Genomic DNA, 15549 nt, shown 5'->3' with positions numbered 1-15549 from the left:
AAATGGCAAATAATGCTTTACCCAAAAGAAGTGAAATCGACGGCAAGTATAAATGGAAGCTTGAAGATATATACGACAGCCATGAGAAATGGGAGGAAGACTTTACCGAAATTAAGGTATTATGTAAGGAAATTGCCAAATACTCAGGTTCCTTGGGCCAAAGTGCCGATAATCTCCATGAATGCTTAAATCTAAGGGATGATATACTTAGTATGGTGGACAATATTTATGTCTATGCCCGCATGAAGAGGGATGAAGATAATTCGGATCCCCAGTATCAGGCACTGACAGACAGGGCATCGGCATTAAGCACAGAAGTTTATTCTGCAATATCCTTTATTGTGCCTGAACTTATTTCGGTTTCTGAAGAGGTGATAAACGGTTTTCTGCAAAACGATAAAAAACTCAAATTGTATGAACAGTTCATTAGAGAAATTACGAGGCAGAAGAAGCATATATTATCTGAAAAGGAAGAAAAGCTCATTGCAATGTCTTATGAAATTGCATCTAATCCAAGGGATATTTTTACGATGCTCAATAATGCAGACATAAAATTTCCGTTTGTTAAAGATGAGGAAGGGAATGAAATTGAGCTTACAAAGGGAAGATATATAACCCTTCTTGAAAGCCGTGACAGAAGTGTCAGAGAAGGTGCTTTTCATGCACTTTATGATACATATAAAAAGCAAAAGAACACTATTGCGGCATCACTTGCGGGAAATGTGAAGGCTAACAGGTTTTATTCTGCAGTAAGGAATTATGGGTCCGCCCTCGAAGCATCACTAGATGATGACAATATAAAGGTAAGTGTGTATGACAACCTAATCAGCACCGTTAACAACAACCTAGGCCTGCTGCACCGCTATTTGAAGCTTAGAAAGAGAGCTTTGAAGCTGGATAAATTGCATATGTATGATCTGTATGTTCCTATTGTTGAAAAATCAAAAAGAAAGATACCTTATGAAGAAGCTTTGAATATGGTTATTGAAGGCCTTAAGCCCATGGGAGAGGAGTATATAGGACTCCTTAGAAAGTCCTTTGAATCAGGCTGGATAGATGTTTATGAGAATGAGGGAAAGACCAGCGGAGCATACTCATGGGGATCTTACAAAAGCCATCCTTACGTGCTTTTAAATTTCCAAGGTACTACTAATGACGTGTTTACCATTGCCCATGAAATGGGGCATGCTTTACACACTTACTACACAAACATCACTCAACCGTATGTATACTCCCACTACAAAATATTTGTTGCTGAAGTGGCTTCTACCGTAAATGAGTTGCTGCTTATGAATTACTTATTGGAAAAAACAACGGATAAGAATGAAAAGGCCTATCTTCTCAATCATTATCTGGAGGAATTCAGGGGGACTGTTTTCAGACAGGTAATGTTCGCAGAGTTTGAGAAGATAATTCATGAAAGTCTGGAAAAGGGTCAGGCCCTCACACCTCAGCTGTTTTGCAGCATTTACAGAGACCTTAATCAGAAATACTTCGGAAGTGATGTTGAGGTGGATGGGGATATTGATATGGAGTGGGCAAGAATTCCCCATTTCTATAACAGCTTCTATGTATATAAATATGCAACAGGATTTTCAGCTGCTGCATCCATCTCAAGGAAGATACTGACAGAAGGACAATCAGCTGTTGACAAGTACAAGGATTTCCTAAAGAGCGGTTCCTCGGATTATCCGCTGGAGCTTTTGAAGAAGACTGGGATAGACCTGTCGACGCCAAAGCCTGTTGAGGATGCATTGAAGGTGTTTGAAGGCATACTTTCCGAATTGGAAACTCTTATATGAGAATAACAAACTTTTAATATTCATTAAAAGTGATAAAAATTTAGTATAGACAGTGTGCAGGATAGGCGAAGGTCCAAGAAAGGAATTAATATTATGACTGATCCAAGAATTATAAAACTGGCAGAAAACATCATTGACTACTCACTTGAGATTAAAAAGGGTGAGAAAGTTCTGATAGAGACATTTGGAGATGCATCGCCTCTTACAAGGGAGCTTGTGAGGCAAGCCTATAAAGCAGGCGGTGTGCCCTATCTAACAAATAAAAACAGCGAGCTTATAAGGGTGCTGCTTGAAGGTTGCAATGAAGACCAGATTAAGGAAATAGCATCCTTTGAAATAGAAAGAATGAAGAGGATGGATGCCTATGTAGGCATAAGATCCGGTAGTAATGTAAGCGAGCTTGGTCAGGTAGCTTCCGAAAAGATGGAGATTTATATGAAGTACTATCAGAAGCCGCTGCATTCTGATATGAGAGTAAAAAATACAAAATGGTGTGTGCTAAGATACCCCAGCCACTCAATGGCTCAGCTTGCCAATATGCCCACAGAAACATTTGAGGATTTTTACTTCAAGGTATGCAATCTTGATTACCAGAAAATGTCCAAAGCAATGGATGTATTGGTTAAGCATATGGAAGAAGCTGACAGGGTTAGGATAACAGGAAAGGATACCGGTTTGTCTTTCTCTATAAAAGGAATGCCTGCAATAAAATGTGATGGAAAGCTCAATATTCCTGATGGGGAAGTGTTCTCTGCTCCCCTTAAAGAATCTGTCAATGGTGTTATAACCTATAACACCCCGGCTGTTTATATGGGAGTGACATTTGAGAATATCCGCCTTGAATTTAAAGACGGAAAAATAATAAAAGCCACAGCCAATAATACAGAGCGGATTAATCAGATATTTGATACTGATGAAGGTGCGAGGTATGTAGGGGAGTTTTCAATCGGACTAAACCCACATATAGATACACCTATGAAGGACACCCTTTTTGATGAGAAGATCAAAGGCAGCATACACTTCACCCCGGGAAGCTGCTATGATGAATGCAATAACGGAAACAAATCTGCTGTACACTGGGACCTGGTATTTATACAGAGGCCTGAGTATGGAGGGGGAGAAATATGGTTTGATGATACTCTCATAAGAAAAGACGGTGTATTTGTTGTGGATGAGCTAAAATGCCTGAACCCGGAAAACTTGATTTGACATAACACTCAAATTTATAAATCCATGTGAATAAGAGAAGAGGCTGCTTAACTTTACGTTAGTGCAGCCTCTTAGTAATTTAATTTTTATGTTATTTTATACATCTCATATCATAGAACATTGAACCATTTTAAAGTATTGTGATAGTCGTCACTCATTACTTTCCCCGAGAGAGCCGGATAGAACCAGATAAAGAAGATTGCAACAATTGCGAGGAAGATATAGCATATACATTTTGTTACAAGTCTTGCCTTTTCTTCGGCTTGTTTACTCATATATGCCTTTCCGATTATCTTAGGCAGGTCGTCGTGTACGAACTTAAGTAGGTAAACAAGTGCCATTATAAGGAACGGTATGGCAGTAAAGTAGTGATATATGAACATACAGCCGCCGCGGTTGGTTATGAACCAAGGTATATACTGGAATCCATAGGCTATTAGTATAAAGAATACTCGTTTATCCCTTTTCCAGATGCCTATGCCGATAATTGCAAATATACTGGCGAGTCCGAACCAGAATATAATTGGGTGACCCATGGTGTACATAAGTGAAACCTTGCCTGCAGGCTGGTTGGTGTCACGATACTCCAAAAGCGGCTTGTATCCTACCGACCACTCCCATGGATTGGACTGGTACGGATGGGTTGCATCAAGGTTAGCGTGGTAATCATACATATTTTTCTGGTATCTCACAACCTCTTCAAGATTATGCGAAGGACCTGGAAGCGTAATTATGGGCAGGTATGACGATACATATATTATTCCTGGGATTACAACGAAGAATACTACACATGCAAGTGGGGTCAGCACCAGCTTGTTTTTAATAAAGTCACGGGTCCATGAAGGGAATTTACCTTTAATCTTCTTGCTGAGAGCCTTTTTATAATCCCACAACTCCAGTCCCATTGCAACAAAGAACAATGTGGCAAGACCGAAGCCGGTCCATAAAGCGGTCCACTTGCTTGCAGCGGCTAGGCCCCAGAATATTCCTGCAAGTAACAGAGGCTTTAATGAGTTTTTGAATCCTGTTTTATAGGACTTCTTGATAAAAGCATCATACATGAAGAAATATGTCAGTATAATGAATAAGCCGGGATAAGAGTCAATGGTTCCTATTCTTGTTTGGGCAAAATGCATAAATTCAAACATCATGAGGAATGCACTGGCAAAGGCAAAAATTCTCTTGTGGAATACCTTTTTACCTAAAAGGTACATTGCAGGTATCATTAATGCACCAAAGATAGTACCCATAATTCTGAAGCCGAATGGGTTCATACCGAAGAGAAGGATACCGAGTGTCATAATAACCTTGCCAAGGGGAGGATGGGTTGTTTCATAAGGCTCCATCCTGTTTATGTGCTCATAAGCAGTTCTTGGGTGATATATTTCATCAAAGTATGTTGAGTTCATATAATTGTTGTAGTATCTTGCTGTATCCTGCTCGTCAAAAAGGTTTTCAACCTTACCTTGATCTCTTTTGGGGTTGGTATTGATTTCTTCCAGTTTGAAGCCTTTAATCGGCTCCTTGCTGCCTTTTGCATAGAAAACCATTTCATTTAGAGCAGCACCGGATGATTCCACAATGACCTTAACCTTCTTGGTACGGAAATTTATATCGGAGATGTGCTGCCACCTGAATACGTTATATACGTCCTGGCTCATGGTTCCGATATTGACATATTTGCCGGAAGGGTCCATACCTTGGAGTGTGTACTTTCCATCTCCTATATTGTCATGGTAACCGATTCTTGAGAGCTCATATTCCTTGTCAAAGGATACCACAAAACTCTGACCGGAGGAAATCGGCTTCCAGAATGTCTCGGGTGCAGTCATTTCGCCCAAATTCCAAAGGGCAATAACTAGATAAACTAAAGTCATAACACCCATTACAATCAAATCTTTCTTGTCAATCTTAAATGGTGGAGGCTGATTTTTTGCAGGATTAGATTCTGTCTGTGCAGCTCCCTTTTTAAGTGAAGTACTGTAATCAGTTGATTCTTGTGAATTCGCAGCTGACTTTTTAGGCTTCCTGAGAATGAAGAAGATAACCACACCTATTGCAGCAAGGAGTGCAAGGCCTAAATATATCAACCACGACTTGTCACTGTCACTTGATCCGCCGCTGCTTGCATCATTGGAGTAAAAAGCAAATTCTACTGAATCGGCAGGTACGCTGTTTACCTTTTCTACAGATATGTCATCGAAGTAGGCTGTGCCTGTGTTCAGGCTGCCGTATCCACCAAGTCCTGCGGTTACTATGAGAGATGTTTGGCTTTTGCCTGTACGTCCATACATCTCAACATACTTCCAGTCGGTTGTCCCCTTTACATCTGCAGATGTGATCTGAAGCATATGAACTGAGAAGTTGGCACCTTTATTTGTATCTCCTACATTTTCAGTCTTAATCCAGCCTGATATTTTGTAGAGAGAATCAGACTGAACATCAACAGTCTGCTTTAGACGTGAATCCCCTTCTTTTGAGTTTATGATCACTGCACACTGTTTACCTGAGTGAAATACATTGTTTACAACCTTGATTTCTTTTTGACCGTCAGATGCTTCCCATATGTCCTGGTCCCAGGAATAAGGTTTGTCGGCATCTTCGAAGCCCGGATTTTTAAGAATATTGCTTCCTTCAGCAAAAGATACACCGCACAAGCTTACCGCCAGTATTATCACTGAAAGAATTGGTAGAAGAAGTTTTTTCATTTTTTGACCACCCTCTTGAATGAAATTTTATTTTATAAATTAAATTTATAAGCTTAATTATTGAAATCGATTATCCTCCCTCCAGATAGATTGTAAACCATATATGCATTTGTTTGCAATAAATTAATTGAAAGTGCTGAGTAATCTTACATTATGCTTTCCACTGCATTGGTTAGTGCAATTATACATAGAGCGAGAAACATAAACCCGACTATGAATTTGCTGTTGTATTTTTTAGTGCTGTATGAGGCGATTAAAGAAAGTCTTCTCTTAAGGTTGGAGCTGCTATTTAGGAAACAGACCGCATTAGCAAAGGACAAACTTTTAGATTGCCTCTTAGCAACCTCCAAGAGGGCTAACCCATAGTTTTTATGCTCTTGAGGTCTTATACAGGATAAGGCAAGCTCATCACATGCCAGCTCGGAATCCTGCCTCATTTTATTAAAACCAAACCATACAATGGGATTAAACCAGTGAATGACTAAAAGAAAAGATACAAATACATTGAATTGAATGTCTTTTCTCTTGTGGTGTGCCAGTTCATGGTATATGGAATACCTTAATATCCAAAAGCTTTTCTCATTAAGCATGCTTTCAGGTATTAAAAGAGTTTGCCCGTTAATGCCGTATAAAGCCGGAGTATTTAGGCCCGATACCGACCTTGGAATTATTTTTCTTTTTATATGAAGCTTGTTTGTGCATTCATGGAGATATTCATTAAGTTGTTTGTTTTGGATGACTTCGCCTATCTTTATCTTATGTATTATTCTTGAGTTATTTCGTATTAGATAGACCAGCACTGCAATCGCCCCAATGATCCAGATAATAAGACCGAATACCGAAAGATAGACGGAGTCATCTCTGCTTGGAACATTTTTTGCATAAGTAATTTTATGAGAATTAAAGTTTACAGGTATAGGTGTGCTTTTTGCGATGTTGTTGGTGGCTGTACTTATTGTATTTATAACATTATAACTTTCAGCGGTAATCCTGTTGTCGGTAAGGTTGAATATGTTGTAAATGCTCAGCTGGCTTTCCGGTCCAAAGGGTATAAGAAGCTTCAGAACAACAAGAATCCAAATGGCGTGATGCCAGCTAGCCCTTAACTTGTTTTTTAAAACAAATTTTAAGGAAACCAATAGTACTATGAGAATGGATGCCATAACAGACGAGCATACAATCCATTTAAAAAGAGCCACAGCTATCACTCCTACCACCTGCCTTCCAAGTATTATACAAATAATTTAAGGTCTATTGTTTCAGCTTTCCTTAGTCTTTTCCTCGAGAATTTTCCTAAGCTCTTCTATTTGAGAAGAAGAAAGGTTTTCTTCCTCAAGAAAGCTTGCAAGCATAATATTAAAAGAACCGCCGTAAACCCTGCTTAAGAAAGATTTGTTTTCAGCCCGGACACAGTCCTTTTCCGAGATAAGGCTGTAATACATATACTCCCGACTCTCCTTGTGGTATCCGAGTACTTTCTTTTTGACAAGCCTCCCTAAAAGGGTCTTTATGGTTTTAGGTTTCCAATTGCAGCTGCCTTCTAATGACTCAATTACCTGGTTAGCTGATATTGGCGATTTTGCCCAAACAACTTTCATAACCTGCCATTCGGTGTCAGAGATTTGTGGCATCTTAGTCATTGATTTTACAACTCCTTTTAAAGAATTACAATTGTAGTCTACTATTTAATATTACACCTGTAATCCCCAAAAGTCAATAAATAATATAATTTATTCCAGAAAAAAATATAAAATATAACAAAAGTGATTCCACTTCTATGACAAGTTTACATGACTTTTGTCATATTGGAAGTAAAATCACTTATTCATATCTAAAGATATTTTTCTTGCATAATATTAAAAGTGATATAACTACTTCTTGGAGCGTGATTCCTTTGCAGCTTTTGGATATAATTCCTCATAATATTCCTCAATCATCCTCGCTGCAGAAAAATTCCAGACCGACATTTTGATGCTTTCCCTCATCATGTCAACCCATTTGCCCCTCTTTTCATAGTAGGTGGGGAGCACCTCTTCGAGAAGAACCTCATATAGCGACTTAAGATCAACATTATCCTGATCCTTGCCTTCATAGCCGTCGCCTATCTGCCATCCGTTTTTGCCGTGTTTGCAGCCCTCAGGCCACCATCCGTCAAGTATGCTTAAGTTTAAAACTCCGTTCATAGCTGCTTTCATACCTGAGGTTCCACTTGCTTCCATCGGTCTTATGGGGTTATTTAACCATACATCACAGCCTCTGGTAAGAAGCTTTCCGATATTCATATCGTAGTCCTGAATAAATACCACGCTTCCGGGATACTTTTCAGCCATTTTATAAAGGTTGGAAACAATATCTTTTCCTGTTAAATCATTTGGATGTGCTTTTCCTGAGAATATAAGCTGAAGCTTTTTTTCTCTTAAAAGAGGTTCTATTATTTCCTTCTTTCTGAAGATAAAATCGCTTCTTTTGTAAGGAGCAGCCCTTCTGGCAAAGCCTATAGTAAGTACATTTTCATCAAGGTTAATAAAGTTTCTCTTGCTGATTTCATAGATCATTTTTCTTTTAGCTTCCATGTGGGGAGTCCAAAGGTCTGCATCTGAATCAAAAGCTGCTTTTATTGATTCATCCTGCCATGTTCCGTTGTGAACACCATTGGTTATAGCAATGATTTCACAGGCACCGTCTACGTTCTTCCACATCTTTCTTGCAGTCTTGCCGTGAAGCTGTGCAACAGCATTAGCTTTTAAGGAAAGCCGAAGGCCTGCCACAGTCATATTGAAGGGATCGCCTCCTAAGCTTAGCATCTGGCCAAAGGTCAGGCCGTTATATGCTCCCATATACTGAAGAAGCTCGTGCTCATGGACTTCGTTTCCTGCATCAACGGGAGTATGTGTAGTAAAAACTATTTTTTTTCGAACTTTATTAAGAGCGTCTTTAAAAGACAAACCGTCATTATCCATTAGATCCCTGATGAGTTCAATTCCGGCAAAAACAGCATGACCTTCGTTGAAATGATATATGTCAGGAGCGTACCCGAGAGCTTTTAACAACTTTACGCCGCCTATACCGAGAACCATTTCCTGAGCTATTCTTTCCTCCGAAAACCATCCATAAAGTTGTCCTGTAATGAATCTGTCAGCATTGTCAGGGTGGTTGGTGTCAAGTAGATAAAGAGGGACATTGCCATATTTTTCACACAGCCATACCCTGCAAGTAACCTGACGGCCTCTAATTCTGATTTTTATCTCAATACCAGTATCCTTAAGAAAATCATAGCTATACTCGTGGAAACTGTCACAGGGTTTGCCGTTTTCATCAATTGTCTGTCTTGTATAGCCCTGGCGCCAAAGGATGCCTATCCCTACCATGGGGTAGTCTCCGTCCTTTGCTGCTTTCATATAATCACCTGCAAGAATCCCCAATCCTCCTGAGTAAATCTTGAAGTCTTCGTGGAGGCCATACTCCATACAAAAATATGCCACTTTCGGTTGTTTGCTGTTCTTAGTCTTCATACTATCCTCCTATCCTATTATAAAAACTCTATAAATCCGTATTTAATTATGATATGTTGGCTAAAGTGCAGGTGTAATAATTCCTACAACCACATCCTTAGGCTGTATAAAAAATTTCTCATCCACAGACAGGGTAAGACTATAAAAATGCCTTTCCATATAAACTATTTTTATTTTATAGCCGGGATTTGCGATGTTGTGCAGCTGTCTGGTCAGATCCACTGATGCGGATTCCTTATTGCTTTTGTTGCCGACTACAACAAGATAGTCACTGGAATCATGTATTTTATAGCACAAAATTAGGAGATTTTTATTTTTCTCCATATTCTTAAGATAAATAAAGTTATCTTTGTTCCCTATAATTTTCTTAAAGCGATTTCTAAGAAGAAAAGCCTTTTCAAGAAAATCGGGCATGGTAATCCATGAGTCGTTGTTCCAATGCAGCTTATAGTTATCAAAGAAAGCTAGTTTTCCATACATTGGGTCGGACTCAGGCAAAACAAACCTTCCTGCCTCAGTATTATCAAGGCCTAAGTTCATAGGCTGTATCTCCATTATTTCCATCCCGTTGTTTAACATTGGAACTACATTGGGCATAAAGTTATTTATTAACGCCATGAACTCCAGATTTCTAGGACTCTTATAGTTGTAGGAAGCCCTAGGTGTATCGGGAGACTCTAAAGCACCCGTCACAGGGAGGGAGGACTTAAGGAGTGGCTCTAAAACCCCTTTGTAAAATCCGGGTTTCTCTATATTTTTATAGTCAAACCATAGTGAACCAGTCATAAATTGAAATCCATCCTCCAATGCCTTTTGTGAATTCAAACAGTTGAATTCCTCAGACCATAAAAGGAAGTTGGGGTTTATTTCTTTTGTTCTTCGGATAATCTCCTTATTGAGTTCTGTGGGAAGGGCATGGCCCATATCTATCCTTGCACCGTCAATGCCGAACTTTTCCTGGTAATAGGGTATTACATTTACTGTATAATCCCAAAGCTCCTTATTAGGCTGTTTCCATTTAAAGAGGCTGAGTTTGGCAACATCAAACAACACATAAGGTGCCTGATCCTCTTTAAGATAGGGTGCTGCCTTCTCATGATTGTCAAAATAAAACTTTAGGTAAGTTACATCAGACCATGGAGGCTGAGAGTCGTTGATAACATCTGAAAAGCCAGGGGCGGTTGTAACACCCATGCTATCCTCTATGAGATCTAATATATTCCAATTTGTGTCTCTATGCTTCTTAACAATTTTATCCCACTTCTTTTCATCCAAATTATCAGGGGAGGGTGTAAACTGCTTTAGATAGTTGCATGTAACATCGTTGGTATATATTTTTTTAATAAGTTTTTCGCTTACAACTGTCTGAGGCTTTATGTCAGATATCATTGGAGCACAAAAGCTGTTTTTGGCATCGGACCTGATCCAGTAGAACCAATCGGGATGCTCCAAAATAAGATCGCTGTCTCTGGCAACGGTTCTGAATACAAAATCAATCATTACCTTCATTCCTAGAAGATGACATGCTTCTACAAAAGCTTTGAATTCTGTTTCCAGTAAGGATGAATCAAAGTCTCCCAATAAACCGTCATGAAGGTTTTCATCAAGCTGGTATATGTTTTTAATTGAGTAAGGGCTTCCTGTTTCGCCCTTTCTATAGTTTAAGCTGTACTTAAAAATAGGGAGAAGGTATATAACATTAACCCCCACTTTCTTCAAGTATGGGAGAAGACATGCAGCCTTCAGGAATGTTCCGGGCAATATATCCTCATTATAATGATTCCAGGCTGTAAACATTCTGGGGAAAAGACCGTAAATGACGCTGTCTTCCATGTTGACAGCATCACTTATAGAAGTGTTTTCTTGTATTTCATAAATGCATTCATCAAGAAGGTTTTCCAAACATTGGGAAAAGAAGTCGTATGGATTTACGCTTATTTCTCCATACCTTCCAATGACTTCATTATAATTTTTGTAGCCAAAATAATTCCATGCTTTTGGAATGAAGAATTCTCCAGTAAATTTATTTTTCTTTTCTTTTAAAGTTTCCAGTACAAATTCTATGTTATTCATAAATAAACCTCGCTGTATGGCTTATATAAATTGAACTGATTTCTCCTGTGCCTGCTTTTTTCCTATTAGTATAACCACAGAACGTGCATCTATATTAATTTTCTGTTGGTTCTTAAGGAGCAGTTCTCTGCCGGGCTCAGTTATATCGTATGGAGGAGCTTTTGATGTATCGGCAAATAAATACCAATCCATGCTTACCAGCTTGGGTAATGTGAATTCCAGCTTATCCCAATACATGTTCATTGCCATATATATAATATTATTATCAGATTGTTTGTCATAAAACATTACAGCTAAAGTTTTGCTTTCGCTGGAGTTATCGTATTCCCAAGGTTTTAAGCCGTGAAAGGAAATTTCAGGGTATCTGCTTCCCAATGAATTGGCTGTTTCAAAGTGCTCTTTTTCCATGAGTACTTTATTTTTTTTGCGGAATGCGATAATCTTTTCAAAATAATTGTATATTTCGTTATTTGATTTTAAGAGATTCCAATTTATCCAGCTTATCTCATTATCTTGGCAGTAGGGATTGTTGTTCCCGTTTTGTGTGCGGGCCATTTCATCACCTGCAAGAAGCATGGGGACACCATGGCTTAACATAAGAATACTGACTGCATTTTTAATCAGTTTTTTACGCAGCTTTTTAATTTCAGGGTCATCAGTAGGGCCCTCACATCCCCAGTTCCAGCTGTGATTGTCATTTGAGCCGTCCATGTTGTTTTCACCGTTTGCCATGTTGTGCTTATCGTAGTAAGAAAAAAGATCCATAAGCGTAAAACCGTCATGACAAGTTACAAAGTTAATGGAAGAAGATGTTCCACGCCCCTTATACAAGTCAGGAGATCCCTGAAGCCTGTATACCATAGCCTCAACAAAGCCGCTGTCGCCCTTCAAAAAGCGTCTTAAATCATCCCTGTATTTGCCATTCCATTCAGACCATCTGCCGTAGGACGGAAAGCCACCTACCTGGTATAAGCCTGCAGCATCCCAGGCTTCAGCTATAAGCTTGGTGTTTTTTAGCACAGGATCATAGGAAATGGCTTCTACTAACGGTGGGTTGGCCAGTGGTGTTCCGTCCTGATCACGGCACATAATGGAAGCGAGGTCAAACCTGAAACCGTCAATATGGTATTCATGAACCCAATACCTCAGGCAGTCGACAATAAACTTTCTTACAACCGGATGATTACAGTTAACCGTATTATAACAGCCGCTGTAATTTCGGTAGCTTCCATCAGGGTTGGTAAGGTAAAAGGTTTTATTATCAATACCCCTGAATGAAACACTTGGCATAGTTTCCTTGCCTTCGCCGGTATGATTGAAAACCACGTCTAAAATGACCTCAATACCATTTTGGTGAAGTGCCTTGACAAGGTCTTTAAATTCTTCCGCCTGTTTTCCGTTTGCTTTGGATGAGTATCCTGCTTTGGGTGCGAAATATGCTAATGGATCATACCCCCAGAAGTTTTTCATATGATCGCCCGATATATTAATTATTGGTCCTCTTATCTTAAAGAACTCATCAAACTCAAAAATTGGCAGTAACTCAACACAGTTTATTCCCAGCTTCTTAAGATACGGGATTTTTTCTATGATGCCCGCATAGGTTCCCGGATTCTTGACATTAGAGCTGGGATGTCTGGTAAAACCACGTACATGCATTTCGTATATTATTAACTCTTCAATAGGTGTATTAAGCTGCCTGTCACCATCCCAATCATAGCAATCGTCCGCCAGTATTTGCCCGCGGTGTTGATAAGGATCGCTCCAGTCAGGTTCCTCACCCCATACATCACGCCCGCCGACAATTTTAGCATAGGGGTCAAGCATAACCTTTGAAGGGTCAAACCAGTGACCTTCTTTTTGACTGCGGGGACCATCAATTCTATAGCCATACTCGATATTTTCATAATCAAGATTTTGAATAAGCATATTAAAAACATTGCCGACCTTATATTCATGCGGAAAAGGAATTATGGCAAAAGGCTCTTTCTCTTTTTTCCTATATAAAACTAATTCACAGGAAATTGCGTTTAGAGAATATACTGAAAAATTGACTCCGTGGTTAGGAATTACGGTTGCTCCAAAAGGGACGGGCTTTCCCGGGAGTAAATTGAATGTACCGAACTTTTTAATTTCACTCATTTTACTAACCCCAATCATAATAGATTTGTATTCACTAATACTTACTGAGAATAATACCCAATAAATATTGGTATAATCAAAAACTTGAGAATTCTTATGTCTAATTGAAAAAGTTTGGATTGAAAAAAGAACTGTTATAAAATATCATATCACTTTTTTAAGATAAATGAAAGCAAATTTTTAAATTTTTCAAGGTATATTATGTTAAAATACAGAGGGAAACATGGTGCCCATGGTGTAGGCACTATGTTTCCTCACAACATTGTCATGACATGCGGCTCGGCTTAAGTCTTCCTTTGGTATTGATTCCGCCGATTCCTTTAGTTCCCGACTTTGTAAGCCGTGCAACAGACCATGGTGTTATGACCATTCTTGGATCAGTAGTCGCTACCTTTTCGCATACGATTGAAGGGTCAAGACAATCTATTAAAACCCTCCCTGGTGAACTTGCAAAATTTGCACCTGCTTTAAGTATAGCTTCAAAATATGATTGACAGGCACCTGCAAAAATACACAGCCTGTTTTTGTCAGGCTCCAATTTCCTTGCCTCAACCACTGATTGCACAAAGTACTTTGATGTTCTGTAGCTTTCTATTGAATCCAAGTCCACATTACCTTTCTTTAAACCGTCATGACCGGTTAATACAACAATATCAGGCTTGTAATCGACAAGCAATTCTCTCACAACTGAAGGTTGCTGGCTCTCTGCAACTGTATGGCCCTCACACTCGATTTTAGAACTTCTATAGTGGTTCATACAGATTTCAAGAAACTCCTTGCTGGAATCGATATGCAAAATCCTGCCTGGCTTACCTGGTAGCCTGCTAATGCCGTATAGCCGTCTGGATAAGTTTTGTGAGGCAAGGTTCCGCTGCGTTTTCTGAAGATAATTTAGTTTATCCTGATCTACAAGCCTTGGATTTTGTTTTAAAAGATCAACGCCGCTTGAGTCAGCTTCTATTCTGGTTAAAAGACCTCTAAGTGTATAAGTTGGATTACCGCTATCAGTATTGTTTATTCCAGTTATGACAAAGTAAATATCTTTGCCATAAGATTTTCTGACTACAATATCTCCAACATTAAAGTCAGACATATAGAATCCTCCAATAAGAAAATGCATATTACATAATATGCATTTTCTTGAATGTTGGGACTATTCTCAGTTATTTTGATGTAATTAAGTGTGGCACTATGTTAATCTTTTATGAAAAGATTAAATTCAAAAGGCAAAATTTAATAAAATTTTGTAATAACCCTTGAAAAATGAAAGATTATGTGATAAAATTTGTAACCGTATCCTTGCTCTGTACTCGAGATACAGGGCCGTTTAGTCCGGGAGGAGGTGAAGTCGAATGGCAAATAAGTATGAATCAATTTTTATAATCAATACTGAGGTTGGTGAAGAAACTATAAAAGCTCTTGTTGAAAAGTTTAAGGGACTTTTAGAAACTTCTGCACAATTGGAAAGTATTGACGAATGGGGCAAAAAAAAGCTTGCATATCCAATTGAAGACTGTAATGAAGGTTACTATGTATTAGTTAACTTCACAGCAGAATCTAGTTTCCCTCATGAGCTTGAGAGAATTTACAAAATTACAGATGGCATAATTAAATACATGATTATCAAAAAGGAAAAATAAGGTGATTTTATGAATAAAGCCATTCTAATGGGAAGACTGACGAAAGAGCCTGAATTAAGATATACCAGTACAAATAATACACCTGTATGCAGCTTTACTCTTGCTGTTAATAGAGCATTTTCTAAGCAAGGGGAAGAGAAACAGGCAGATTTTATACCTGTAGTAGTCTGGAATAAGCTTGCAGAATTCTGCGGCAAGTATTTTCAAAAAGGCCGTCAGGTTGTAATTGTAGGGCGTATTCAGACCAGAACATGGGATGATAATGAAGGAAAGCGTCATTATGTTACTGAGATAGTAGCTGAAGAGGCACATTTTGCTGACAGTAAAAAGTCTGAAGAGTCTTCTTCCAAGCCTTCATTTGGAGGAACAAGCAGTAGTGAAGATGGATTCTATCCTATTGGTGATGATGATGAATTGCCGTTTTAATTTTTAAGAAGTGAGTCTTCTAAAGTTAAAGTAATTA

Annotated in this window: 11 protein-coding genes; 4 read left to right on the top strand and 7 right to left on the bottom strand. The window is 38.8% G+C overall.

Annotated elements, in window-relative coordinates; all coding sequences use genetic code 11:
- Positions 1 to 2: 2 nt before the first annotated feature.
- Together pepF and VIO64_RS17085 are read left to right on the top strand one after the other, a co-directional pair.
- Positions 3 to 1802, top strand: coding sequence for an oligoendopeptidase F (pepF, locus tag VIO64_RS17090; RefSeq protein ID WP_331920443.1), 1800 nt, complete (start codon positions 3 to 5; stop codon positions 1800 to 1802).
- A gap of 93 nt (positions 1803 to 1895) precedes the next feature.
- Entirely contained in the window at positions 1896 to 3011 is a 1116-nt protein-coding gene (locus VIO64_RS17085) for an aminopeptidase (RefSeq protein WP_331920441.1), read from the top strand.
- Positions 3012 to 3121: 110 nt separating this feature from the next.
- On the opposite strand, the gene VIO64_RS17080 is transcribed toward VIO64_RS17085, so the two are convergent.
- The 7 genes from VIO64_RS17080 to VIO64_RS17050 form a co-directional block, all read right to left on the bottom strand.
- On the bottom strand, positions 3122 to 5719 hold the full coding sequence (locus VIO64_RS17080) for a phospholipid carrier-dependent glycosyltransferase (protein WP_331920439.1): 2598 nt from the start codon (positions 5717 to 5719) through the stop codon (positions 3122 to 3124).
- Between the two features lie 146 nt (positions 5720 to 5865).
- Complete coding sequence (locus VIO64_RS17075) at positions 5866 to 6918, bottom strand: M56 family metallopeptidase (RefSeq protein WP_331920437.1); 1053 nt, start codon at positions 6916 to 6918, stop codon at positions 5866 to 5868.
- Positions 6919 to 6978: 60 nt separating this feature from the next.
- Positions 6979 to 7359, bottom strand: coding sequence for a BlaI/MecI/CopY family transcriptional regulator (locus tag VIO64_RS17070; protein WP_331920435.1), 381 nt, complete (start codon positions 7357 to 7359; stop codon positions 6979 to 6981).
- Positions 7360 to 7590: 231 nt separating this feature from the next.
- Entirely contained in the window at positions 7591 to 9231 is a 1641-nt protein-coding gene (glgP, locus tag VIO64_RS17065) for an alpha-glucan family phosphorylase (protein ID WP_331920433.1), read from the bottom strand.
- A gap of 60 nt (positions 9232 to 9291) precedes the next feature.
- Complete coding sequence (locus VIO64_RS17060; protein WP_331920431.1) at positions 9292 to 11304, bottom strand: alpha-amylase family glycosyl hydrolase; 2013 nt, start codon at positions 11302 to 11304, stop codon at positions 9292 to 9294.
- A 21-nt stretch (positions 11305 to 11325) separates the two neighbouring features.
- On the bottom strand, positions 11326 to 13446 hold the full coding sequence (gene glgX / locus VIO64_RS17055) for a glycogen debranching protein GlgX (RefSeq protein WP_331920429.1): 2121 nt from the start codon (positions 13444 to 13446) through the stop codon (positions 11326 to 11328).
- Positions 13447 to 13711: 265 nt separating this feature from the next.
- On the bottom strand, positions 13712 to 14539 hold the full coding sequence (locus VIO64_RS17050) for a sporulation peptidase YabG (protein WP_331920427.1): 828 nt from the start codon (positions 14537 to 14539) through the stop codon (positions 13712 to 13714).
- A 259-nt stretch (positions 14540 to 14798) separates the two neighbouring features.
- Here VIO64_RS17050 and rpsF point away from each other — a divergent pair, with 259 nt between their 5' ends.
- On the top strand, positions 14799 to 15086 hold the full coding sequence (rpsF, locus tag VIO64_RS17045; protein ID WP_331920425.1) for a 30S ribosomal protein S6: 288 nt from the start codon (positions 14799 to 14801) through the stop codon (positions 15084 to 15086).
- A gap of 9 nt (positions 15087 to 15095) precedes the next feature.
- Positions 15096 to 15512, top strand: coding sequence for a single-stranded DNA-binding protein (locus tag VIO64_RS17040; RefSeq protein WP_331920423.1), 417 nt, complete (start codon positions 15096 to 15098; stop codon positions 15510 to 15512).
- Positions 15513 to 15549 lie beyond the last annotated feature (37 nt).

The organism is Pseudobacteroides sp., from assembly GCF_036567765.1.
Lineage (GTDB): Bacteria > Bacillota > Clostridia > Acetivibrionales > DSM-2933 > Pseudobacteroides.
Note: the sequence above shows the minus strand (reverse complement) of the source record. Positions and strands in the feature narration are given on the sequence as shown.

Bases quoted from the DNA above. Each gene is read 5' to 3' on its own strand.
- rpsF (WP_331920425.1), top strand. From the start codon at position 14,799: ATGGCAAATAAGTATGAATCAATTTTTATAATCAATACTGAGGTTGGT.
- VIO64_RS17085 (WP_331920441.1), top strand. From the start codon at position 1,896: ATGACTGATCCAAGAATTATAAAACTGGCAGAAAACATCATTGACTAC.
- VIO64_RS17050 (WP_331920427.1), bottom strand. From the start codon at position 14,539: ATGTCTGACTTTAATGTTGGAGATATTGTAGTCAGAAAATCTTATGGC.
- pepF (WP_331920443.1), top strand. From the start codon at position 3: ATGGCAAATAATGCTTTACCCAAAAGAAGTGAAATCGACGGCAAGTAT.
- VIO64_RS17080 (WP_331920439.1), bottom strand. From the start codon at position 5,719: ATGAAAAAACTTCTTCTACCAATTCTTTCAGTGATAATACTGGCGGTA.
- VIO64_RS17070 (WP_331920435.1), bottom strand. From the start codon at position 7,359: ATGACTAAGATGCCACAAATCTCTGACACCGAATGGCAGGTTATGAAA.
- VIO64_RS17040 (WP_331920423.1), top strand. From the start codon at position 15,096: ATGAATAAAGCCATTCTAATGGGAAGACTGACGAAAGAGCCTGAATTA.
- glgP (WP_331920433.1), bottom strand. From the start codon at position 9,231: ATGAAGACTAAGAACAGCAAACAACCGAAAGTGGCATATTTTTGTATG.
- glgX (WP_331920429.1), bottom strand. From the start codon at position 13,446: ATGAGTGAAATTAAAAAGTTCGGTACATTCAATTTACTCCCGGGAAAG.
- VIO64_RS17060 (WP_331920431.1), bottom strand. From the start codon at position 11,304: ATGAATAACATAGAATTTGTACTGGAAACTTTAAAAGAAAAGAAAAAT.